23 protein-coding genes are annotated in these 21,761 nt (G+C 48.4%); 16 read left to right on the forward strand and 7 right to left on the reverse strand.

Translation table 11 applies throughout. The annotated features are described in order from the left end of the window. A complete protein-coding gene (dgcN, locus tag G5S52_RS06130) occupies positions 1-1,014 on the reverse strand; it encodes an N-acetyltransferase DgcN (protein ID WP_165012256.1) in 1,014 nt (337 codons plus the stop codon). 217 nt (positions 1,015-1,231) lie between these two features. Between dgcN and G5S52_RS06135 the strand changes: the two genes are divergently transcribed. The 6 genes from G5S52_RS06135 to G5S52_RS06160 all read left to right on the forward strand — a co-directional run bounded on the left by G5S52_RS06135 (position 1,232) and on the right by G5S52_RS06160 (position 8,309). After that, on the forward strand, positions 1,232-2,125 hold the full coding sequence (locus tag G5S52_RS06135) for a LysR substrate-binding domain-containing protein (protein WP_165012257.1): 894 nt from the start codon (positions 1,232-1,234) through the stop codon (positions 2,123-2,125). 224 nt (positions 2,126-2,349) lie between these two features. After that, positions 2,350-3,933: a hypothetical protein gene (locus G5S52_RS06140; RefSeq protein ID WP_165012413.1), complete on the forward strand. Its 1,584-nt coding sequence runs from the start codon at positions 2,350-2,352 to the stop codon at positions 3,931-3,933. Between the two features lie 109 nt (positions 3,934-4,042). Continuing rightward, the gene (locus G5S52_RS06145; protein WP_165012258.1) at positions 4,043-5,872 is read left to right on the forward strand and encodes an MOSC N-terminal beta barrel domain-containing protein; all 1,830 of its coding nucleotides are present in this window, start codon (positions 4,043-4,045) and stop codon (positions 5,870-5,872) included. Between the two features lie 120 nt (positions 5,873-5,992). Then, positions 5,993-6,667 carry a hypothetical protein gene (locus G5S52_RS06150; protein ID WP_165012259.1) on the forward strand — a complete coding sequence of 225 codons (675 nt, stop codon included), beginning with the start codon at positions 5,993-5,995 and terminating at the stop codon, positions 6,665-6,667. Positions 6,668-6,870: 203 nt separating this feature from the next. Next, positions 6,871-7,878, forward strand: coding sequence for a response regulator (locus tag G5S52_RS06155; RefSeq protein WP_165012260.1), 1,008 nt, complete (start codon positions 6,871-6,873; stop codon positions 7,876-7,878). Positions 7,879-7,880: 2 nt separating this feature from the next. Beyond that, positions 7,881-8,309 (forward strand): PAS domain-containing protein, encoded by a 429-nt coding sequence (locus tag G5S52_RS06160; protein WP_165012261.1) that lies wholly within the window; start codon positions 7,881-7,883, stop codon positions 8,307-8,309. A 73-nt stretch (positions 8,310-8,382) separates the two neighbouring features. Here the strand turns inward: G5S52_RS06160 and G5S52_RS06165 are convergent, their stop codons facing one another. Beyond that, entirely contained in the window at positions 8,383-9,192 is an 810-nt protein-coding gene (locus G5S52_RS06165; RefSeq protein ID WP_165012262.1) for a M48 family metallopeptidase, read from the reverse strand. 182 nt (positions 9,193-9,374) lie between these two features. Here G5S52_RS06165 and G5S52_RS06170 point away from each other — a divergent pair, with 182 nt between their 5' ends. The 3 genes from G5S52_RS06170 (at position 9,375) to G5S52_RS06180 (ending at position 10,670) form a co-directional block, all read left to right on the forward strand. Continuing rightward, complete coding sequence (locus G5S52_RS06170; protein ID WP_165012263.1) at positions 9,375-9,803, forward strand: hotdog fold thioesterase; 429 nt, start codon at positions 9,375-9,377, stop codon at positions 9,801-9,803. 2 nt (positions 9,804-9,805) lie between these two features. Next, positions 9,806-10,036 carry a DUF3389 family protein gene (locus tag G5S52_RS06175; RefSeq protein ID WP_046305287.1) on the forward strand — a complete coding sequence of 77 codons (231 nt, stop codon included), beginning with the start codon at positions 9,806-9,808 and terminating at the stop codon, positions 10,034-10,036. 280 nt (positions 10,037-10,316) lie between these two features. Beyond that, complete coding sequence (locus G5S52_RS06180; RefSeq protein WP_165012264.1) at positions 10,317-10,670, forward strand: hypothetical protein; 354 nt, start codon at positions 10,317-10,319, stop codon at positions 10,668-10,670. 42 nt (positions 10,671-10,712) lie between these two features. Here G5S52_RS06180 and G5S52_RS06185 read toward each other — a convergent pair whose 3' ends face one another. The 3 genes from G5S52_RS06185 to G5S52_RS06195 form a co-directional block, all read right to left on the reverse strand. Beyond that, entirely contained in the window at positions 10,713-11,528 is an 816-nt protein-coding gene (locus tag G5S52_RS06185) for a DUF2797 domain-containing protein (RefSeq protein WP_062713028.1), read from the reverse strand. 83 nt (positions 11,529-11,611) lie between these two features. Beyond that, positions 11,612-11,914 carry a hypothetical protein gene (locus tag G5S52_RS06190; protein ID WP_165012265.1) on the reverse strand — a complete coding sequence of 101 codons (303 nt, stop codon included), beginning with the start codon at positions 11,912-11,914 and terminating at the stop codon, positions 11,612-11,614. Positions 11,915-12,039: 125 nt separating this feature from the next. Then, positions 12,040-12,999 carry an endonuclease/exonuclease/phosphatase family protein gene (locus G5S52_RS06195; RefSeq protein WP_235956114.1) on the reverse strand — a complete coding sequence of 320 codons (960 nt, stop codon included), beginning with the start codon at positions 12,997-12,999 and terminating at the stop codon, positions 12,040-12,042. A gap of 518 nt (positions 13,000-13,517) precedes the next feature. On the opposite strand from G5S52_RS06195, the gene nrdD reads away from it, so the two are divergent. The 4 genes from nrdD (at position 13,518) to G5S52_RS06215 (ending at position 18,182) form a co-directional block, all read left to right on the forward strand. Further along, entirely contained in the window at positions 13,518-15,638 is a 2,121-nt protein-coding gene (nrdD, locus tag G5S52_RS06200) for an anaerobic ribonucleoside-triphosphate reductase (RefSeq protein ID WP_165012266.1), read from the forward strand. Between the two features lie 10 nt (positions 15,639-15,648). After that, positions 15,649-16,119: an anaerobic ribonucleoside-triphosphate reductase-activating protein gene (gene nrdG / locus G5S52_RS06205; protein ID WP_165012267.1), complete on the forward strand. Its 471-nt coding sequence runs from the start codon at positions 15,649-15,651 to the stop codon at positions 16,117-16,119. A gap of 195 nt (positions 16,120-16,314) precedes the next feature. Beyond that, entirely contained in the window at positions 16,315-16,857 is a 543-nt protein-coding gene (locus tag G5S52_RS06210) for an ATP-dependent zinc protease family protein (RefSeq protein ID WP_165012268.1), read from the forward strand. Positions 16,858-16,997: 140 nt separating this feature from the next. Next, a complete protein-coding gene (locus tag G5S52_RS06215; protein WP_165012269.1) occupies positions 16,998-18,182 on the forward strand; it encodes an amino acid aminotransferase in 1,185 nt (394 codons plus the stop codon). 71 nt (positions 18,183-18,253) lie between these two features. Here G5S52_RS06215 and G5S52_RS06220 read toward each other — a convergent pair whose 3' ends face one another. Next, positions 18,254-18,835, reverse strand: coding sequence for a YceI family protein (locus G5S52_RS06220; RefSeq protein WP_165012270.1), 582 nt, complete (start codon positions 18,833-18,835; stop codon positions 18,254-18,256). 261 nt (positions 18,836-19,096) lie between these two features. On the opposite strand from G5S52_RS06220, the gene G5S52_RS06225 reads away from it, so the two are divergent. Both G5S52_RS06225 and G5S52_RS06230 read left to right on the forward strand, forming a co-directional pair. Beyond that, positions 19,097-19,459 carry a RidA family protein gene (locus G5S52_RS06225; protein ID WP_002536081.1) on the forward strand — a complete coding sequence of 121 codons (363 nt, stop codon included), beginning with the start codon at positions 19,097-19,099 and terminating at the stop codon, positions 19,457-19,459. 82 nt (positions 19,460-19,541) lie between these two features. After that, on the forward strand, positions 19,542-20,000 hold the full coding sequence (locus G5S52_RS06230) for an OsmC family protein (RefSeq protein WP_165012271.1): 459 nt from the start codon (positions 19,542-19,544) through the stop codon (positions 19,998-20,000). Here the strand turns inward: G5S52_RS06230 and G5S52_RS06235 are convergent. Further along, positions 19,997-20,938 carry a Dyp-type peroxidase gene (locus G5S52_RS06235; protein ID WP_165012272.1) on the reverse strand — a complete coding sequence of 314 codons (942 nt, stop codon included), beginning with the start codon at positions 20,936-20,938 and terminating at the stop codon, positions 19,997-19,999. The two genes, G5S52_RS06230 and G5S52_RS06235, sit on opposite strands and share 4 nt — an antisense overlap. A gap of 225 nt (positions 20,939-21,163) precedes the next feature. On the opposite strand from G5S52_RS06235, the gene G5S52_RS06240 reads away from it, so the two are divergent. Then, complete coding sequence (locus G5S52_RS06240; RefSeq protein WP_165012273.1) at positions 21,164-21,604, forward strand: hypothetical protein; 441 nt, start codon at positions 21,164-21,166, stop codon at positions 21,602-21,604. The last annotated feature ends 157 nt before the right edge of the window (positions 21,605-21,761 follow it).

The following is a 21,761-nucleotide window of genomic DNA, read 5'->3' on the forward strand; positions in this document are numbered from 1 at the left end:
TTAATCCCCGAAACTGCTGACCAAACGGTCGACGATGTTTTCAACACCGAATCGGACCGGATCGGTGGCTGGCAATCCATGCTTTTCTTCCATCTCTTTAAGATAGACCTTGGCTTCGTCCTCGCTTAAGGCTGAAGTATTGATGGCCATGCCGACAAAGCGAGGATTTGGATTGGTTAGCTTTGCTAATCGCAAACCCAGCTCCATGATGTCTTTGACTTCTGGCATTGGCATATGAGGCATGTGACGGGTGTGAGGGCGATTCGCTTCGTGACAAAGGACCAATGCGTCCGGCTGGGAACCATGCAGCAGGCCCATGGTGACGCCCGAAAATGCAGGGTTGAGTAGGGAGCCTTGACCCTCAATCAGTTGCCACTCATCGGCATCACATGCCGGCGACAAGGCTTCTGTTGCACCTGCGATAAAGTCTGAGATCACTGCATCGACAGCGATACCTTTACCCTCGACCAAAATGCCTGTTTGCCCTGTTGCGCAGAAGGTAGCTTTTATGTCGCGTGCTTTCATCGCCTTTTCGAGCGCCAAGGTGGTGAACATTTTGCCGACGGAACAGTCGGTACCGATAGTAAGCAGACGTCGACCAGAGCGTTTCTTACCATTCCCGACATCCAGTTTTTCCGCGTAGTGGCGTAAGTCGAACAGTTGAACGCCCGCTTTTTCAGCCGCTTCTGCAATAGCTGGCACATCCGCCAAACGTTGGTGCAATCCAGAGGCGACATGCATACCCAGTTCAATCGCTTCAACAATCACTGGGATCCAGTGTTCTGCCAACACACCACCGGCGTTTGCTGTACCCAGAACAAAGGTTTGGGCGCCTTGCGCGTATGCAGTATTGGCATCCATTTCTGGAAGGCCAAGTGAAGGTACACCATCGTTCAAACGTAATTGGCCTAGACATTTCTCTGGTCGCCAGTAGTGGATACCACGGGCAGTTTTAATCGCAAGCGGGTCATGGCTGTCGCCGAGCATAAGAAGGTAAGGGGCTGGGATGTTCATTGTTTTACTTTTCTCCGGCACGCCTTGCGTGCTGCATGAAGTCCTAAGGTGATGTTTTCACTATAGGTGGGTTGGTCCTTCCAGAAAAATGCCGTTTGTGATTTGCCCATGCCAATCGGTTATCGAAAACTAATAAAAATGTGATTGGTGTCGGTTTAATCTTTGTCTTTGAAATTAAAATGCCGATAGGAACAGAGACAAAGCATGGGAAGTTGGCGTGAATATCGAAAGTAAGTGGCTGGAAGATTTTCTGGCATTGGCAGAAACACGGAATTTTTCGACGGCAGCAGGGCTTAGAAATATTACCCAGCCTGCTTTTTCACGCCGCATTCGTATGCTGGAGCAGTCTGTCGGCGCTGAACTGATTGACCGCACCCAAACCCCCGTCGCATTAACCGCCAGTGGCCGAATATTCCGGGTTACCGCGAGAACCTTGGTTCATCAGATGGAAGAGGGGATCAGCCAGATCTCCGCTCTCAACTACTCAGATGGCAGTGTGGTACGTATTGCTTCAGCCCATTCTCTCGCTTTGGATATGACGCTCGCCATTCAAAAAGCTTTTACGTCTGAAACACAGCCTATGCTGAGTGTCGATGCGATGAACGTGGATGAAGCCGTAGACGCACTACAACAAGGCGAGTGTGACTTGTTATTGGCGTTTGAGAACGAACACCTGAAATTACCGCCGTTCGATTACATTCAGGTCGGTCATGCTGATTTGCTACCCGTTACCGCGCCCAACGAAAAAGGGTTGCCAAAATTTTCGTTCACCACTGAAGAAGCAACACCATGGCTGGCCTATAACCCGACGTCATACATGGGACGACAAACAGATTCCCTTCGCACTGAGCTCAATCTAAAAACCGTCTTCCTTTCGTCGATGGTCGACATGTTAAAACTTCAGGCCGTCAAAGGTCAGGGAGTGGCATGGTTACCGGACTTTTCGATTCAAGATGAAATCAGAGATGGTCGCTTGATCGTGTTGGGAGAAAAGGAGCATGTCCGGAAAGTTGCTTACTATGCGTACCGGTATCAGTCGCGATTGCATCCGTCAGGAGAAAAAGTGTGGTCGGCGCTGAAAAAAATTGCTACCGGTAACTCTCTCAACTGACAATGGAAATTCAAGAAACAGCCCAGTGGCTCGAAAGATCTTGTCGGGTAGCTGCTATATTTTTCTAACGCGCTGCCGATAACTAAAGCATAAGAAGTCCAAACAGCCTGCCTTTTCTCAAAGCACGTGGTGATACGATCAAATAGCCTCTCGTGAGCGCTGTTTGGATAGACGACTCTCTCGCTAAATGGGGTGTAGCGGAAGAGATTGACGCTGGGGGTGACATGCCGTTGAAAGAACCTATCCCGAATTTCGTCAAAGCCATGGGGCATCGCGTTGTCAGTTATATCCTGAACGTTTCTGAAGCGGATGCGAGGCTGGTGCTGCAGCACCAGGCACGCCTGAACGCCAAGCAAAAAGACACACTGTCTTCCTATGTCCAACTGTGCCGACAAATGCGTGCCGTGGCGGTTTCACAGGGTGACATCGAGCAATCCTTTTTCCATCGTTTGCCGCACGTGCTGCAGAATGGTCAGCATATGTTTTCTGTCTGGCGTCGCCAAAATGGCGGTGTAACGCCGGTAGTTAATGCGACAGATCCGCTCGCGCGAAGCTTGGCGAATGTTGCGGCTGAGCTTTATCCACTGTTTCTGGTAAAAGCAGGGGCTCGTCCTCATCTTTTTTACCGTGCTTCGGGTCATTTGAGCGCGGCGATCATGAATCTGCCCGGCCACAAGACCTTGTATCGACATTTCATTGAAGATCATTCCTTTGAGCGGGTCTTCGAGACGATTGGCAACGAGCCAAGCGAAACCTTCGGCCATTATGCGGATTCTAAAGGCAAGCGTGGCGTGATCACGCTTTCCTCGCTTCCCGCAGCGCTATTGATCAACAGCTACGACTTAATGCGTGTGCGTGGGCCAATCTCTGCGGACATCTTTGTCGAGACCGTACTCGAGATGCTTGAAATTGCGAGAAGTGTAGCCGATGGCGAAGTTGCACAGATCCCGCTGTTTGTTGGCTTCCGCAATGCTGCCTTGATTGATTTCGATGCCTTGGATACCAAGTGGGGAACCATTCGCCGCTACACGCCGGCCATTGCTGAATATGTACTCCAACTGCCGAGCCAGATGGCTAAACGCAAAGACAGCGGCTTTATGTTGGAATCTGGTTTTGCTTACGCCATCAATGTGGGTGACTTGCTGGAAGATGATGAATGGCCGGACGATGTGATGGATGCGGAGAACGATAAAGTCGCGACCGAGCTGAACATTACCTTGTGTATGGCAATGTGCTTCCTAGAGCAAACCCCGCCTTTCGTCGCGCCAGAATGGGCATGGCATATCGATCCCTTTTCCCTGGAAGGGGCAAAACAGATTGTCGATACCGTTAAAGAAGCAGAAGAGCCCGTATCAGTCACTAACAGTGTGTTGGATGATTTGGAAAACTGGAGCCTGTTGCTGGAAGATACTGATTCAACGGGTATTCGACTTGCTTTCGGAAGGCTGTTCAGCGCGGCGAGACAGCCCGACCGTTTAGATGGCTTGTTAGATGCGATCCTCGCGCTTCGGAATATTTTCGGTGCGGGGGCGCAATCTGAAAATGTTGCCAAAGCTGTGGGTGTGCTGGTGAAAGGCGATTCGGAAGTGGCGGTAGAGTTGGCTGAAACATTGGAAAGTGACTGGAACTTTATTCTCTCTGGTGAAGCCTGGTGGGATGCGGAAGAAATCCGTGAGAAAACCAATGACTGTATTTCACTGTGTCTCACCTGTTTGCACCACTTGTACCTCAAGTTCCCTGCATTGGTGAGTGAACCTGACCGACTCAACCAGATCATTGCTGCAAACGGAGAAAGCATTGCCAGTTAGTTCACGTATGGACAAGTGAAGCATTTCTCTTACTGAACAGTTTGTTGGAGCAATCAAACGCCGATTCTGTAAAATACGGAATCGGCGTTTACATATGAAAGGAGTCAGCGTGAGCACAAAAGTCAGCCAGATAAATGTATTTCCCGTTAAATCGGCAGGAGGCATCTCGCTCTCTAATGCTTGGGTTGAAAAAATTGGCCTGAGTTTCGATCGCCGCTTTATGGTGACGGATAGCACGGGGAAAATGGTCACCGGACGCACCGAGCCAAAGCTGACTGAAGTGTCGGTGGGTATTCAGTCCAATGGTATTACGCTGACTCATCCCACCATGTCTCCTTTGGTGTTGAAGTACTCTCAATTCTCCATGAGTGAAGTGCAAACGGGCGTCTGGAAAGATGAGTTCGCGGGTTACTCCACCACATCCACCGCCAATGCCTGGTTCAGTCACCTGTTAGGCGGTAATAAGCAATTGCTCTTTACGGGCGAAGAATCGTCGCCGCGTTACTCTCAAAGTGCGCAAACCCAGGTGAGTTTTGCTGATGGTTATCCGCTTTTGGTGATTTCAGAAGCCTCTCTGGAAGCATTGAACGAACGCTCGCCCGATAAACACATCATGGATCAGTTCCGGACCAACATTGTCGCAACCGGTTGTGAAGCGTTTGAAGAAGACCGCTGGGAGAAAATCCGTATTGGTGGTGTGACGTTTCAAGTTGACCGTCCTTGCAGTCGCTGTGTGTTCACCACGCTGGATCTGGAAAGCGGTCGATTCCGTGTGAACGGCGAACCTATCACCACGTTGAGCCAGTTCCGCACCGACAAAGACGGCAACGTGAATTTCGGCATGAATTTGGTTGCGCTGAATGAAGGTTTGATTTCTGCAGACGATGAGATCAAAGTCCTTGAGTACCGTGAGCCAGAAGTCTACGAAGACAACACCACGCCAAAGCTAAATCTCAAATGCAGCGAAGTTGAAGACGTCGCCCTTGATTTCAAAACGTTCTGGTTTACCAGCCAGCAGGGCACGTTACCAAGTTACAAAGCCGGTCAGCATCTTCCTATTGAACTGGAGATCGATGGCGAACGCATCCAGCGTCGTTATACGCTGTCTTCCTCGCCAACTCGTCCCGAAAAGCTGTCGATTTCCGTTAAACGTGTCGATGGTGGTTTGGTGTCAAACTGGCTTCACGACAATCTAAAAGCCGGCGACAAAATCAAAGCACAGCAACCGGACGGTCAGTTCCACCTGAGTGATGATTCAGGCAAGCGTCAGACATTGCTCTTGCTTTCTGGTGGTAGCGGTGTCACGCCCATGATGTCGATGCTTCGTGCGCTGGCAGATAACAACGAAATCAATGATGTGATTTTCCTGCATCAATGCAGTACAGAAGCAGATATTCCCTTCGCGGATGAACTGAAATCATTGGAAGATGCGCACGCGGGTCTAAAAGTCATGACCATACTCAGTCAGCCTGCAGCGGATTGGCAGGGAATGTCTGGCCGCTTGAGTCAGGAACATTTGGCATTGTTACCAAAACTGCCGCAGCGTGAAGTCTTTGTTTGTGGTCCTGAAGGGTTTATGGAGTCCGCCATGAATCTGCTGGAAACCTTGGGTGTGCCGGAAAGCCAACGTTATCAGGAGTTCTTCACTCCACCAACTGTGGGCAATGACGCGCCAGCGATGGAAGTGAACATAAACATTGAAGGTGAGTTCATCCGCGGTGAAAACCAGCGTCCGATTTTGGTTCAGGCGGAAGAGGCAGGTGTATATGTGGATTACAGTTGCCGTGCAGGTGTGTGTGGTTGCTGTAAGCTTCGCTTGGTCGAAGGTGAAGTAGAACAACCTGACATGCCAGCCCTGTTCCCCGGTGAGAAAGAAGACGGTCTTGTGCTCGCATGTTGTTGTATTCCAAAAGGTGACGTCACTTTGGTCAAACCTTAATCAGATAGCGGAAAACTAAAGATTTTTTCCATCAGCTAACATTAATAACTGCCACCATAGGCTATCATGGTGGCAGTTATTTTTTGGGGAATACGCAGTTGCGACTGCAAGGAAAACATAATGACAAGCACAAACAAAAAAGGTGCATTGCTGTTTGCCGGCGGTTTACTTTTGGGCGGACTGGTGGCCACTAACCACTGGTCTTCGGTAGAAAATAGCATCTCCTTGCAACTTGATGACGTGAAGGCCGAGCTATCCGAGACAAAAGTTGCTTTGGCCGAAGCGCAGGAAGCGTTAGCGCAAGTCAACGTGCAAGGTGAAGCCGCGACAGAGCACGCTGAGTCACTCGCCCAGCAGCTGGAAGAAAAGCAGGCTGAGATAACGGCGTTGAAAGCGACGCTGGGAGAAAAATCCCGTACTTACGCTGGCAAAGCGGATGCAATGGAAAAGACATTGGAAGAAAAGTCTGTCGCCATTGCCCAGCTCAAAAAACGCGTGACGGACACCGATGTATTGTACGCTGAGCGTTACCGGCTGACTAAAGCGGTCAGTGATCTGAATGAGAAGATCCTGAAAGGCGCGCACAAGCTGGAGCTCAGCCAGAAGGCATGCTCGGAGTTCAAAAAAGGTAATTCTTGGAACAAAGTATCGGAAAATGATTGCGATAACTTCAATGCACTAAAAGCCGAAAATAACGCCATGATTGAGCAATTTGACCATCTGAGCTCAGATCTCGACAAAGTGAAAAGGGAACTTTCAGCATTTGGTAATGTGCCACTTCCTGATCATCCTTAGTACCAAATGGGGGAGTCGAAAACCGGTCAATCCCTCTCCCCATCACATTAAATTACTTCCACAGAGACCAATAGGCTTGTTTAACAACTATGCTTATGGGAGTAAGGTCATATTTCCTTGAAAATTGCGTTATATTTCGTAGCCTTGCTTACAACAACAATTCCAATCAATAGAATACGCAGCCGGATTTAGGGGTGGAGATTTTGACAACCCGAGTATTAATCACCGACGACTCTGCATTAGCACGAAAGCAACTTGCCCGGTCGCTGCCAGCATTTGTTAATGCAGAAGTGACGTTCGCGGAAAATGGCAAAGTCGCCATCGAGCAACTTCAGTCTTCCAGTTTCGATGTCATGTTTCTTGATCTGACCATGCCAGAAATGGACGGTTTTGAAACACTGGAAGTGATGCGAGCCAACAGCATCAATGTTCCTGTCTTTGTCGTATCAGGCGATATCCAACCAAAGGCGCAAGAGAGAGTCCTCTCTCTGGGCGCAAAAGCATTCGTTCAAAAGCCCGTCAGTCAGGAGAAACTGATTGAGCTTTTACAACCTTTCAAAAACAGCGAACCTTCAACTTCACCAAAACCTACTCAACCGCCGGTGGACATGAAAATTGGCCGCCGCGAAATGTACATGGAAGTGGTGAACGTGGCGATGGGTCGAGCAGCTGATTCGCTAGCGCGTTACTTTGACGTGTTCGTTCATATGCCGCTGCCACAGGTTAACGTGCTAGAGGTCAGCGAGCTCACCATGACCATCAAGCACCTGGCGAATAACGACAATATGAATGGTATCTGTCAGGGATTCAGCGGGGAGGGGCTTGCGGGTGAAGCCTTGATGCTGATCTCTGATTCCTCGATGAAAGACCTGCTGGGCATTCTGGATTATCCGGACGATGGCACCATTGATAATGATCTCGAAGTGCTTGTTGATGTCAGTAACGTGCTGATCAGTGCGTTCCTTTCTGGTATCGGTGAGCAAGCGGGTTTGGTATTCGCACAAAGTTATCCCGCCATTATTGGCCAACACCAATCGGTCGATAAGCTGGTGGAAAACATGCACGGTACCTGGAAGCGCACGGTGACAATCGAAGTGAGTTACGCCATTGACGGCACCAACATCAAGTGTGATTTGTTGCTGCTGCTGGTTGATGAATCCTTACCACTTCTGGACGCGAAACTGGCTTACCTGATGGATGACGAGGAGTAACCATGATTGACTCACCAGAATTTGAACAATTCAACTGGATGGTCGATATGGTTCAAAATATCGACATGGGTTTGATTGTTGTCGACCGCGATTTCAACATCCATATGTGGAACGGCTTTATGGTTCACCACACGGGCAAGCACCCAAACAAGGTGAAAGGGCAATCACTGTTTGATGTGTTCCCTGAAATTCCGGAAAGTTGGTTCCGCGCCAAGTGTCGCCCAGTGTTTGAGCTGAAATGCCGGAGCTTTGTGGTGTGGAAGCAACGCCCTTATCTTTTCCATTGCCGCAATGTCCGTCCTATCACCGGGCAAGCGAGCTTTATGTACCAAAATGTCACGTTAAACCCTATGGTGAACTTGCGTGGTGAAGCACAGCATATGTTTATCTCTGTGGCAGATGTGACGGGGGAGGCTTTAGCTTCTGAATAGCACTTTGCAGATAGAAAAATGCCAGCGTCATCGCTGGCATTTTTGTTTCCGACATTCAATTAATCACACAGTGTTAGCCGAACAGATTTGGGCGGCCGCAGTCTGGTGCTTTTCGGGTCGGCGGTGGCAATTCGTTGATAGCTGCCTGCAAGTCAGAAATTCGGGTGTCGTGTGATGGGTGAGTGGAGAGAATCTCCGGTGGAGCGCCATCAGAAGCTTTTGCCATGTTTCGCCACAAGGCAACACTATGGTTAGGATCGAAGCCAGCTTCGTTCATCAATCGCACACCAATCAAATCCGATTCTGATTCGTGGGTGCGGCTAAATGGAAGCAATACGCCGACGTTCACACCAAGGCCCAACCCCGCCATGATCAAGTCAGCGTCTGCGGTACCTGACGCACCCAGTGCAATGCTGGTGATCTGCAAGGCACTATTTGCAGCCACTTGGCTTGAAACGCGCTCGCTGCCGTGGTTCGCCATCACGTGACCAATTTCGTGACCGATCACAGACGCCAGTTGATCTTGCGTTCTAGCGACTTTCAGCAGGCCAGTATAAACCCCGATTTTCCCGCCGGGCAGTGCGAAGGCATTCACTTGGTCGCTGTCGAAAACCACCACTTCCCATTTATCAAAATCCGGCTGGGGTGGCGTCACTTCTAAAATTGCATCGGTTACGCACTGCACGTAAGCATTGGTCTTTTTGTCCGTGCTGATTTTCTCGTTTTGTTTCAGTTCAGAAAAAGATTGTGCGCCCAGTGTCGCCATCTCTGCACCCGAGACGAGAATAAACTGGCTGCGTCCGGTTGGCGAAGTCGTACAACCCGCAATCAACGCACTCAACAGCGCTGCAGCGACTGTGTATTTGATTTTGTTGATCTTCATGAAGCTATTCCTTAAGCCCTTAATAATCCTGGCTATATAGTAAAGGATCGATAGACCTGATTTAAACAACAAAGACCCTTGGAGAGCCTTAAATGTCACCGATTGCGATAGAAGCCGGTAGCGAAAGACAGTGACAACAAAGATAATAGCTAAAACCATAAAAATTATTGAAGGGACTTGTTTTGTCTATCTGGAAGAAACCCATTTCACTTGAGGGCTTGAATGCCACTTCGAAAAACACCTTGGTGGAACATCTCGGTATTGTTTACACCGAATTCAGTGATGACAGCCTGACGGGCACGATGCCGGTAGATTCCCGAACGCATCAGCCGCTAGGTATGTTGCATGGTGGCGCGTCAGTTGTGCTTGCAGAAACCTTAGGCTCGCTGGCAGCCAATATGGCAGTGGAAGAAAACAAGTACTGTGTCGGTCTGGATATTAACGCTAACCATATTCGCGCAATGCGTTCTGGGCAGGTTACAGGTACAGCCAAAGCGATTCACATGGGCGCAACGACACAGGTTTGGCAGATTGAAATCACTGATGAGCGCGGCCGTTTAGTGTGTACCAGTCGCCTGACCATGGCGGTGCTGCAGCACAAAGGGAAATAGTCATGGTGATTACGATTCCCGGTGGCCGCGTTATTGCGACCATGCATGAAGTAATGGTGAAGTTTCAGGAAAATCAGATGACACTTCAGGCTCAGACCGACGACATCAGTTTGCTGGGCGCTCCCTGTATGCTGATTGCCAATGGCGGCACAGTGAATTGGAGCTTGTCATTAGGTTCAGAAGAAAACCTGAATGCTGTGTCAGAAGCGACAGGGATCGCCATTAAACGCTAGGGGCTGTTGACCTTTGGTGGTTAAATTTTGTTCTAGCCATAAGCGTTTTGGGCGCGGCGAGGTGTGTGCCGCCTAGTCATTCTAAGCAAATACACCTCAACAAAGCATAAAACACTTAGGGCAGAACCCTTCGGGCAGCGTTTGTGGGGAATTTCTGCTACGTTATCGGCTTCTCATGTAGGCCAGCTACACATCGAAGCCTCTGCCTTGCATAAAATCCCCGCAAACTGCTGCAAAAATCATCACCAAAGGTCAACAGCCCCTAGAGAAGGACGGAAAAATGAAAAGACTGATCGCTGCAAGTTTAATGTTCTTGGCGGGAACCGTTTGGGCTGGAAAGGCCGATGTGGTGAATGCAACAGCGACTAAAAGTGGTGAGTCTTACCGTTTTTCTGCCACCGTCGAACATGCAGACGAAGGCTGGGATCACTATGCCGATGCCTGGCGAGTTGTCACCGCAGAGGGCGAAGTGCTGGGAACGCGGGTGCTACACCATCCCCATGTCAACGAACAGCCCTTCACCCGCAGCCTTTCAGGTGTAATGATTTCGGATGATATTGCGGAAGTGTACGTTGAAGCGCATGACAGCGTGCATGGTTGGGGTGGAAAGCAGTTCAAGGTGACGCTGGACTAGTTTGGAAAGATTCCCTCTCCCAAATGGAGAGGGATTATCGGTTTAATATTCTGCCGTCACTTCGTAACTGGTGAACTTGCGAATATTAATCACACCGGTATCGAAGATCAGATACTGGCCTTTAATGCCTTTCAGTACGCCGGAAACCACAGGATCTTTATCGAAGTTCAGTGACGTAATTTTGGTTGGGTATTCCGTCACTGGAAAGCTGATGTCGATGATGTCGTTTTGAATCGGTTCAACGGCGTCGAAACCATATTGCAGGCGCAGACTGTAAATCTTGGCATCAATTTGCGGCAGCAGTCGGCGCGCTTCTTCATGCAAATCTAACTCGACATTGTCACCTTTAAGCATCGCCCGCCAATTGGTTTTGTCCGCCAGAAATTCTGCAATCGCAATTTCCACCAAACCAGACAGATGACGGCTTTTTACCTTCAGAATTGGCAGTGCTTGTGTCGCGCCTTGATCAACCCAGCGGGTCGGGATCTGATTCGCACGGGTAATGCCGACCTTCAAACCCGAAGTATTCGAAAGATAAACCACATGGTCGGTCATGCAGAACTGTTCTGCCCACTCCGGCTCACGACAAGTACCTTCAGCAAAGTGACAGGTTTCCGGTTTCAGGATGCACATATCACAACGTGCCAGTCGCTTAGTGCAGGGGAAACAGTGACCCTGGCTGAAGCTCTTGTTGGTTTTGTTACCACAAGCATCGCAATAGATGTTGCCGGTGTACGTCAGTGTAAGAGATTTACCAATCAGGGAGTTCAGGGAGATGTCGGTGTCACCAACAGGAAGGGAGTAATTCACGCCGTTATCCAGCGTGCTTTTCATTTTGCTCAGAGTGCCAGTAATCATTGTATTTTATTGTTGTCCTTCACGTGCAGAGATTCTACAACGAAAGGACAACCACTAAAACCGCGTTGAAAACGCTTTGATGCTTATTTGGCCTTAACCAAACCGTCGTTCAGGTCGTTATACAAAGACACGTACAATACCAACATATTGCGGTCGATGTCTTCACTGATTTCGTCAATCACAAACAGATCAGCGTCTTTGTCAGTTAGGTTGGTTTCGGCCAGATTAACGATGTTCTGGTTGATGTCACCATGAATGGTCACTTCTTCTACTTTTTCGTAGTGTCCGTAATCGAGCATGGTGGCAGGAACCAGTTCTGGTGCAGCAAAAGAGGGAGAAGAAATCAGCAGGGCAGCAGCAAGCAAAGGTGCTTTGGAAAAAGTCATTTCGGTGTTCCGTTGTTCTCGTTTTAGCGCATTGTAAATGCGGGTATTGCTTGTATTGTCAGTGAGATGTCAGAGCGGCTTTAAAGCGCCGCAAAACGGGGGCATTTGGGGTTTTTATCAGAAAACTACAAGTCGACAATCACAGGACAGTGATCGGAAAGACGATAAGTCGCAACAGCGTGGTAAGAGTATTGATATTGACGCGGCTCTGGCATATCCGACAGTGGCAGTGCGCCAGGACTAGCGACGATGTGATCGATGAGTTTGCGGTAAACAACATGCTCCCAACGCTTGGTACGATAGTTGTATTTTCTCGCTTTGCATTTCGCATCCGTATCGTGAGTCAGTTTCACCAGGTTCTCTTCGCCCACTTCCTCAATAAGCTGCTTCCAGACCCACTCGTTTTTTTCATTCATGTAGTGGTTAAAATCTCCGGCAATCACAAATTCCTGCCCGAGCTCTATGCGGGCGTTGATCCAGATCCCAAGGGCTTCGATTTGCTTATCCAGTTTCTTACAACTGTTGTTGCGGCGGACAGGCGTTTCGAAACAGCCAGATTTTAAATGAATGGAAAGAAGATGCAGGGAAGGTTGGTTTTCGCGTACCACTTCGATATACGCACCATAACGTAAATCCCCCCTTGAGAGGAAAGTGGGTAAACCGAGTGGCTGATAATCCTGATGGTCGATGACCTTGATGCCTTTTTTGACTGCCCAGCCAGTGAACTGTTGGCTGCGGCGACTTTTCTTGAAGTAATTAGAGCGATCGGAAAAGTAGTAATCATACTCGTCAGGGTTGAGCACCTTTGCCAGAGAGGTTTCACTGTCCACTTCCTGAAAAGCAATCAAATCGGCATCAATCACCGAAGAGACAGTTTGCATCATCAAGTAATCTTCAGGCGTTCGTTTGCTTTGAATGATGTCATCTTTATCACTCAGCCACTCCATGTTCCAGGTAGCGATAGACAAGGACGCATACGCGCTGGAGATCTGCAACAGCATTACCACTGGCATGACAACAGCAAGCCAAGAACCAATGGTCCGCCTGAATAAAATACGCTGTCTTGATGGGCTCGCTGAATTCATTAAATGCTTGCTAAGTGGTTACTAAGTATTTGTTCTTAAAATAGGTGAGCTGAGAGTCAGAAAATACAAGGCTTTCAAGCTCATAGTAGTGCATACGGTATCGCACAGTTTTTACAACATAAAGAATTTGGGGAGTCTGTAGCAAAATTTGACAGGCTTTTTTCATTTCTTGAAGTTTGTCCACACTAATCGACTAGATAGAAATCGCATCCCCCTAGGCCATGATCTAAATCAAAGTATCCCGTTCGCCTCGACGGTCTAATACACCACATATTGTAGTTCTAGCTATGAATTCACCCATATTTGGTATTTCTTGACGCCATTCACATTTGCGTGTAGGCCGATTGGATCTTGCCGGATCCTTGTTCGATATCGGTCAAGTAACGCGAAATGGCGCGCTTTTTCATGGATATGGCTGACTACTTTCCCAGACGTGACGACTACTTACTAGCCAAAGTGGTCAACCTGATTTTCTTTCCCTTGCAGTAAAAGAGGGCCGATTTGTTGAGGAGCTATTTGTGAAACCTGTTGTCATCAAACGCGATGGAGGCCGCGTACCTTTCGAGCGCCAACGTATTCAGGATGCGGTACTGAGCGCGGCGTTTGCAGTAGAAGACATGGATCAAGCCTATGCGGCAGCAGTAGCAGATGGCGTGCTCGCGCAGTTTATGCGCAGCGATGAAGTGGATATCAATCAAATTCAGGATGCGGTAGAAAACCACCTGATGGCTGGGCCATTCAAGGCGGTTGCCCGTGCATACATTGAGTACCGACATGATCGTGACAGTATTCGTGAGAAGAAAAGCCGCCTGAACCACGAAATTCGTGGTCTGGTTGAGCAAACCAACTCCGATATCCTAAACGAGAACGCCAACAAAGACAGCAAGGTGATCCCAACCCAACGCGACTTGTTGGCGGGCATTGTGGCGAAACACTACGCAAAGCAGTACATGCTGCCGAAAGCGGTGGTTCGCGCGCACGAGCAAGGCGACATTCATTACCACGATCTGGATTACGCACCATTCTTCCCGATGTTCAACTGTATGCTCGTTGACCTTGAGAACATGCTGACGCACGGCTTCAAGATGGGTAATGCGGAAATCGACACGCCGAAATCCATCCAGACTGCAACAGCAGTGACGGCACAAATCATCGCGCAGGTAGCCAGCCACATTTATGGCGGCACCACAATTAACCGTATTGATGAAACCTTGGCACCGTACGTTGAAATCAGCTACGAAAAACATCTGATGGTGGCGCGCGAGTGGGATATTCCAGACCCAGAAAGTTATGCCCGCGCGCGCACCGAAAAAGAGTGTTACGACGCTTTCCAATCGCTGGAATACGAAGTGAACACCCTGCATACCGCGAATGGTCAAACGCCGTTTGTTACCTTCGGTTTTGGTTTGGGTGAATCCTGGGCAGCGCGTCTTATTCAGCAATCTATTTTGCGTAACCGTATTGCCGGTTTGGGCAAGAACCGTAAAACCGCTGTTTTCCCGAAACTGGTGTTTAGCCTGAAATCTGGCTTGAACCTGAATGACGGCGAACCAAACTACGACATTAAAAAACTGGCATTGGAATGTGCGTCAAAACGTATGTATCCAGACATCCTGAACTTCGACAAAGTGGTAGAAGTGACAGGCTCGTTCAAAACCCCAATGGGTTGCCGAAGCTTCCTGTCTGCATATGAAGAAAATGGCGAACTGATTCACGAAGGCCGAAACAACATCGGTGTGGTTTCTATCAATCTGCCGCGTATTGCGATTCGTGCCAATGGTTGTGAAGAAACCTTCTACAAACTGTTGGATGAAGTCTTAGCCGTTGCCCGTGAAGGTCTGGACACCCGTATTGCCCGTCTTCAAGGCGTGAAAGCCCGCGTTGCTCCAATCCTATACATGGAAGGCGCGTGTGGTGTTCGCTTGAACCCTGATGACGACGTTAGCGAAATCTTCAAGAATGGCCGTGCCTCGATTTCCCTTGGTTACATCGGCATTCACGAAACCATGAATGCACTGTATGGCGTGGAAGAACACGTTTACGATTCAGAAGCACTGCGTGAAAAAGCACTGAACATTGTGAAATACCTGAAAGCGGCAACAGACAGCTGGAAGGAAGAAACCGGTTATGGCTTTAGCCTGTACAGCACACCAAGTGAAAACCTGTGTAGCCGTTTCTGTAAGATCGACACCAAAGAGTTTGGGTTGGTGAACGGCGTTACCGACAAAGGTTATTACACCAACAGCTTCCACTTGGATGTTGAAAAGAAAGTGAACCCATACGACAAGATTGATTTCGAGATGGCCTACCCAGCTATCGCGAACGGCGGTTTCATTTGCTACGGCGAATATCCAAACATTCAGCATAATGTCGAAGCGCTAGAAAACGTGTGGGACTACAGTTACGAGCGTGTCCCGTACTACGGCACGAACACGCCAATTGATGAGTGTTACGAATGTGGCTTCACGGGTGAGTTTGATTGTTCAAGCAAAGGCTTTGTTTGCCCAAGCTGTGGCAATCATGACTCAACGAAAGTGTCAGTGACCCGCCGCGTTTGTGGCTACCTGGGCAGCCCGGATGCGCGCCCATTCAACGACGGCAAGCAGGAAGAAGTTAAACGTCGCGTTAAGCACATGTAAGCGAGCGAGAATGAACTTCCACCAGTATTATCCGGTTGATGTGGTTAACGGCGAAGGCACACGTTGCACCTTGTTTGTGTCAGGGTGCGAGCACCAATGCCGAGGCTGCTATAACCAAAGCACCTGGTCACCATCGTCTGGCGAGCTTTTCGATCAGGCGATGGAAGATCGCATCATTGCGGATTTGAATGACACTCGCATCAAGCGTCGTGGATTGTCGATCAGCGGTGGTGACCCGCTGCTTCCTGCCAATCTACAGAGCGTTCTTAGGCTGGTTCAACGCGTGAGAAACGAATGCGAAGGCAAAGACATTTGGATGTGGACGGGATATACATTAGCAAACCTCTCCGACGAACAGCGTGAAGTGGTGAACTATGTGGATGTGCTGGTGGACGGTAAATTCGAGAAAGCATTAGCCGATCCTTCGCTACCTTGGCGAGGCAGTTCGAATCAGGTTGTGCACCGTTTGACACCACGTTAACAAAGGTACGGTTGCAAACTGCTAGTCTCATTTCCAACGCCGCTTCAATGCGGCGTTGTTATACTCAACATCTAGTTTGGTCAGGCAAAGTTCAGAAACATCATGTATTCTGGCTTCGTCACCATCAACAAAGAAACTTTCAACAATCCGCACTGTCCATCTCTATGAATTTGCTTTAACTACAAGGACATCGCAATGAAACATCGTATTGCTGCCTTCTTAATCTTCCTCGTTATGGGTTCTATCTCAGTCGCTTTTGCGGCCAGTTCACCAGACAACTCACCAGACAGCTATGAACACCTGCCAGACGGAAAACTGGTGATGGGTGAGAAAGAGTGGGTCAGAGTTGACAAGATCAACGTTGTCGCTAAAGCCCGTGTGGATACAGGGGCAACAACTTCCTCTATCAGTGCTATTGATATCGAAGAATTTGAGCGAGATGGAGAAGAGTGGGTACGTTTCCGGTTGGCGCATGACGACAAGCAAACCGACTTGATGGAATTGCCTGTCATCAGAACCGTACGCATTATCCAGTCGAGCGCCGAAGGGTATGATCGTCGTTACGTGGTCGAAATGCCAATCACCATTGGGGATGTCACTGAAACCACAGAATTTACGCTGCGTGACAGACACCACCTGAATTTCCCTGTGCTGTTGGGAAGGACATATTTAAAAGATGTCGCGGTCGTTGATGTCAGTCGAAAATATGTGCAGCCGAAGCCGGAAATTCTCGAGTAGTAAATCACACTTGACGAATTTACAGTCAAAAGCGCAATCCATTGATATTGGGTTGCGCTTTTTTAGTTGCGCGGCGCTGAGCTTTTAGTAATGTAGCTTTATTAGCAAACAGCACGGCCGTTAAATAAGGAAGTTATCGAATGTTAGATCTGCTATCTCCGGCGCTACAAGACCCAATTTTGTCTCTCTCCGTCGCGTTCCGCGAAGACAACCGCGCCGAAAAAATGGACCTTGGTATTGGCGTTTACAAAGACAGCCAGGGCAACACCCCTATCATGAAGGCGGTGAAAGCAGCACAGCAACAACTGGCCGAATCTCAAACCACCAAAAGCTATGTCGGTCTGGCGGGCAGTGAAGCCTACAACCAGGCGATGACAGATCTTCTTCTTAAAGGTACAGACGGCTATTCACGCAGTGCAGCAGTGCAAACTCCGGGTGCAAGCGGTGCGCTGCGTATGCTGGCAGATTTAATGTATCTGGCAAAACCTATCACCACGGTATGGATCAGCAACCCAAGCTACGTGAACCACAAACCCGTGATGGAAGCGGCTGGCCTGACCGTGAAGTTTTATCCTTACTTCAACGCCGAGACCAAGCAGGTTGATGCCGATGCCATGATTGATGCACTGTCAAAAGCGGGTCCTGATGATGTGGTGCTTCTGCACGGCTGTTGTCATAACCCGACAGGGGCAGACATTCGCCCTGAGCACTGGCAGGCGATTAATGATCTGGCACAGAAGAATGGCTTTACGCCGTTTGTTGATATTGCTTACCAAGGTTTTGGTGATGGTTTAGAAGAAGACGCAAACGGCCTGCGCCTGCTCGCGGATTCAGTAGAAGAAATGCTGATCGCGACGTCTTGCTCGAAAAACTTTGGTTTGTACCGTGAACGCACAGGTGCCGCGATTGTTATTGGCAAAAACGCACAAGAAGCGGGTAATGCAAAAGGGCGCATTCTCCAACTGGCGCGCGCAACGTACACCATGCCGCCTGATCACGGTGCTGCGATTGTAGAAACCATTCTGACCAGCGATGAACTGACCAAGCAATGGAAAGACGAGCTGGATGCGATGCGCGGACGAATCATTACACTGCGTGAAGGTTTGAGTGCTGCGTTGGCGAAGCGCACAGGTGATGACCGTTTTGATTTCATCAAACAGCACAAAGGCATGTTTTCCATGTTGGGCTTGAGCCAAGACCAAGTTGCACAACTGCGTTCAGACTTCGGTATCTACGCTGTCGGTGACAGCCGCATCAACGTGGCAGGTTTGACGGAGTCACGCATTGACTATCTGGCTGACGCACTTGTCGCTGTCGCGAAATAACTCGGTCGGACTAAATAATAAAGCCAGCATCTGCTGGCTTTAATTTTATGCGTTCAATAAACAGAAAGTTTTTATTTTTCTTTAAACACCAAACTAACATTGACTGGCACTGTGCTGGAAATATCAATGTTCCCAACTGTTTCAGAAACCGCTTTTAAATTGGCTTCTGGAATACCAAAAGTCGTAGCGCTAATAACGACAGGTTTATAAGTGAAAGCGAATATATTGTCATCATCTTTAATCATATTCATATCCAACGTTACCTCTTTGGTATTACCAAATAAAGTCACTGTCGCGGGAATTGATTGCTGAAGTAGCGCGCCTGACTTGTCTAGATCCTGCATAGAAACCTGTCCCTCTACCTTCAGCATCGGAAACTTCTTAGAATCAAAGAAAAGATCGTTAAGACGCTGATTACGAATAGGAATACCGGTGGATATTGATGAGAGCGGAGCGGCAACAGTGAACTTACCCGAGGCGTCGACACTACCTTCAATGCCGCTGATAGTGGCTGGTTCAACGATGTAGGATTTCTTGATGGTGGCAAAACTAATGGAAGAGGCTTCACTATCAACAGAGTAATTATCAGAAGCAAAGGCGAGAGAAGAAGACAAGGTTAAAGCCAACAGCGTTGCCGACGAAATACATTTCATTGTTTATTTCCTTCTTATTGATTGTGTGTTGATATCCTTATCGACTGTAGACACTTTGTACATCGCTTTATTTCGATGCGAACTTTCTGAATTTCCGATTGAGCCTTATCTGTTTCAAGTGATGCATAATTAAAACAAGGTGTGATTAAATTATTTATACCCAAACAATTTTTGATTGCTGATAATTCAACCTAACCTAGATGACGTGCTAAGTCATCAAATGTTAGTATGTGTCGTCAAACTTAATCTGGTAGTAACCCAATGAAAATTCATCGAATTAACCCTACAAAACGTTGGTCAGATGTGACCGTATTCAATGGCATTGCAAACTTTGTAGAAGTGCCGGAAAGCGACCTGAGTGCAGACATCAAAGGCCAGACACAACAAATCTTCGCACAGGCAGAAGAAATGCTGGCAACCGTCGGCGCAGACAAAACCCGCATCCTGTCTGTTACCATCTACATCACTGATTTCGCCAACCTGGAAGCCCTGAATGAAGTGTGGGATAACTGGTTTGAAGAAGGCACTGCACCAAGCCGCGCATGTGTGAAAGCAGAGTTGGCAGACCCAGATTATCTGGTTGAGATGGCTTTTGTTGCCGCGGCTGGCGAAGAGTTCCAGTAAGCGTCAACGGAAAACGCCCTGCTAAATAGCAGGGCGTTTTTGTTTCTATCAGCAAGGATTAACGCTCAAGGACAGACCACAAATGTCAGAACATAAAGTCGCTATTCACTGGCAAAACCGCGAAGCATCAACCCATGATGGCAAGCCGAGCTTTGTTCACCAATGGACGTTTGATGGTGGAATCACTGTTGATGCTTCACCTTCTCCCTTTGTTATGTCTGAACGGTCGAAAGAAGAAGCCATCGATCCGGAAGAAGCGTTTATCGCTGCCATTGCCAGTTGCCATATGATGACCTTTCTGACAGTGGCAGAGAAGCAGCGTTTTAGCGTTGAAAGCTATGCCGATGAGGCCATCGGCACGCTAGGAAAGCTGGAAAACGGAAGAACGGCAGTCACTGACGTGGTGCTGAAACCCACGATAACCTTCAGCGGTGATAACCAGCCATCCCCTGAACTGCTCGCCAAAATGCACCAACTCGCACACAAGCACTGTTTTATTGCCAATTCAGTGACCACCAATATCACAGTGGAAAGTGACTAATCATCAAATCGCGCGTCGAGAAAACGCTGAGAAGGCACAAAGTAGTTAGTGCCCGTTTTCGCTTCAACAAAATCCAACAGCTTGTCGTAATCTCCGTTTTCGTCTGCGGTGATCATCTGCTTCAATGATGTTTCCACAACAGACGCCGAAGCCGCAAATCCGACAAACATGGTGCCGTGCTCAATGGCATTGCCGTAAGGACGGTTCTGGCGATACATTTTGATTTCCTCGCCGTCCACTTCCACCTTACTTTTCTCATTGTGCGCCCATGCGGGCTTTTCTTCATCACTCAGTTCAATGTCATCCATCTTAGTGCGGCCAACGACTTTTTCTTGCTGTTCAGTTGGTAGAGCATCCCAGTCCTGATGACGGTCGACATAACGCTGAACCGTGAGATAACTGCCGCCCACCTCGTTATCACTGCCTTCCTGTACCAAAACCGCTTCCGCGCGTTCTTCATCTAGAGGGTTTTCTGTGCCATCAACAAAATCAATCATGTCTCGGTTATCCAGATGCTTAAAACCCTGGATATCTTCAATGAGATCCGCCACATCTGCCAGCGCACGCGCTGCGTATTTGGCGACCTGAAAATTGAGGTCTTTACGTTCTGATTTCACCATCAAAAAGATATCGCCCGACGTGGAAGGGAAAAGGCGGGGGCCATCAGCTAAGGCAGGGAAGTCATGGAGTTCAGAAGGTGTTGGGACATCAGGGAACAGAATCGGCCAGCTGTTGGCTGAAAACCCTATAGTGACAGACAAGCCGGCAGAGGTATCTTTCTGTCGGATGGATTTTTCAATGCCCGGTAGCTGGGAAAGCGCCTCGTTGATCTGGTCAATATTGAGCCACTGATCTTTCAGTGTGAAAGTCAGAAATTCAGCATGGGTAGTAGGATTAGATAATACACCTGGCTGCGCCAGAGACACGAGCTCGTTCATAGATCTTCCTGTTGGTAGAAGTGAGAAATCCCAGTGAGAATAGAACAGGTGAGAAGATCGAGGTGGGGTAGGAATGAGACGCCAGCTAAGAACAGACACAATTCCACAACAAGCTTGTTGATGTCCCGTTTTACATACATAAAAGATTCATATCATTAGACTTCTTAGGCAAGCGCAACTAGGATAAATTTTCTTTAAGTTAATTCAGTTGCATATAGGGAAAACATGCTCTGGCACAAGGTTCAAAACCAGCTCAAACTCCATGATATCAGCCTCGTCGTTGGTCCCAACCGATCAGAAAAAACCAAGTTTCTGGTAGAACAATATGGCGATACACCATTCACCATTGATGTTTCCAAAGCCAAGCTCGCTTACTGCGGTGGAGATACCACCATCACTGATGAAGAATGGCAGCAAATCATTGAGCGTGATTATCCATTTATCACCGTTGATGACGCCCACCTACTTAAAATGCCAGACCTGCTCAAGTTGATTGAAGTCTCGGTAGAAACCAAAAAACGCCTTTATATGTCAAGCAATGAAACCATTGTTTCTGACCTGCCTGCACTGCTGACTCATGCTAGAAAGCACCATCTGTCAGTGGTTAAACTGGAAAGACTAACCGCGAATGATGTTTGCGCTTGGGTGTTGGGGGAGTTTGGCTAGGCTCTAGTTCCTTCCCCTTTCTAAGGGGAGGTTAGGATGGGCCCAAAATGAGTTAGCGCTTCGACCATCCGAGTGCTCGAATCATCCCACATAGTCTAAATTTTTCTCATACATTTAATCTGTATAAATAAACAGTGCAATGTCTATAGTAAAAATG

This window comes from Grimontia sedimenti, from assembly GCF_011045095.1.
GTDB classification, from domain to species: Bacteria; Pseudomonadota; Gammaproteobacteria; order Enterobacterales; family Vibrionaceae; genus Enterovibrio; species Enterovibrio sedimenti.

What these genes read in the sequence shown, in the direction of transcription:
- G5S52_RS06235 (WP_165012272.1), bottom strand. Translation starts at nt 20,938, where the DNA reads ATGAACGAGCTCGTGTCTCTGGCGCAGCCAGGTGTATTATCTAATCCT.
- nrdG (WP_165012267.1), top strand. Translation starts at nt 15,649, where the DNA reads ATGAACTTCCACCAGTATTATCCGGTTGATGTGGTTAACGGCGAAGGC.
- dgcN (WP_165012256.1), bottom strand. Translation starts at nt 1,014, where the DNA reads ATGAACATCCCAGCCCCTTACCTTCTTATGCTCGGCGACAGCCATGAC.
- G5S52_RS06215 (WP_165012269.1), top strand. Translation starts at nt 16,998, where the DNA reads ATGTTAGATCTGCTATCTCCGGCGCTACAAGACCCAATTTTGTCTCTC.
- G5S52_RS06240 (WP_165012273.1), top strand. Translation starts at nt 21,164, where the DNA reads ATGCTCTGGCACAAGGTTCAAAACCAGCTCAAACTCCATGATATCAGC.
- G5S52_RS06195 (WP_235956114.1), bottom strand. Translation starts at nt 12,999, where the DNA reads ATGAATTCAGCGAGCCCATCAAGACAGCGTATTTTATTCAGGCGGACC.
- G5S52_RS06160 (WP_165012261.1), top strand. Translation starts at nt 7,881, where the DNA reads ATGATTGACTCACCAGAATTTGAACAATTCAACTGGATGGTCGATATG.
- G5S52_RS06150 (WP_165012259.1), top strand. Translation starts at nt 5,993, where the DNA reads ATGACAAGCACAAACAAAAAAGGTGCATTGCTGTTTGCCGGCGGTTTA.
- G5S52_RS06180 (WP_165012264.1), top strand. Translation starts at nt 10,317, where the DNA reads ATGAAAAGACTGATCGCTGCAAGTTTAATGTTCTTGGCGGGAACCGTT.
- G5S52_RS06225 (WP_002536081.1), top strand. Translation starts at nt 19,097, where the DNA reads ATGAAAATTCATCGAATTAACCCTACAAAACGTTGGTCAGATGTGACC.
- G5S52_RS06175 (WP_046305287.1), top strand. Translation starts at nt 9,806, where the DNA reads ATGGTGATTACGATTCCCGGTGGCCGCGTTATTGCGACCATGCATGAA.
- G5S52_RS06230 (WP_165012271.1), top strand. Translation starts at nt 19,542, where the DNA reads ATGTCAGAACATAAAGTCGCTATTCACTGGCAAAACCGCGAAGCATCA.
- G5S52_RS06210 (WP_165012268.1), top strand. Translation starts at nt 16,315, where the DNA reads ATGAAACATCGTATTGCTGCCTTCTTAATCTTCCTCGTTATGGGTTCT.
- G5S52_RS06185 (WP_062713028.1), bottom strand. Translation starts at nt 11,528, where the DNA reads ATGATTACTGGCACTCTGAGCAAAATGAAAAGCACGCTGGATAACGGC.
- G5S52_RS06140 (WP_165012413.1), top strand. Translation starts at nt 2,350, where the DNA reads ATGCCGTTGAAAGAACCTATCCCGAATTTCGTCAAAGCCATGGGGCAT.
- G5S52_RS06190 (WP_165012265.1), bottom strand. Translation starts at nt 11,914, where the DNA reads ATGACTTTTTCCAAAGCACCTTTGCTTGCTGCTGCCCTGCTGATTTCT.
- G5S52_RS06165 (WP_165012262.1), bottom strand. Translation starts at nt 9,192, where the DNA reads ATGAAGATCAACAAAATCAAATACACAGTCGCTGCAGCGCTGTTGAGT.
- G5S52_RS06220 (WP_165012270.1), bottom strand. Translation starts at nt 18,835, where the DNA reads ATGAAATGTATTTCGTCGGCAACGCTGTTGGCTTTAACCTTGTCTTCT.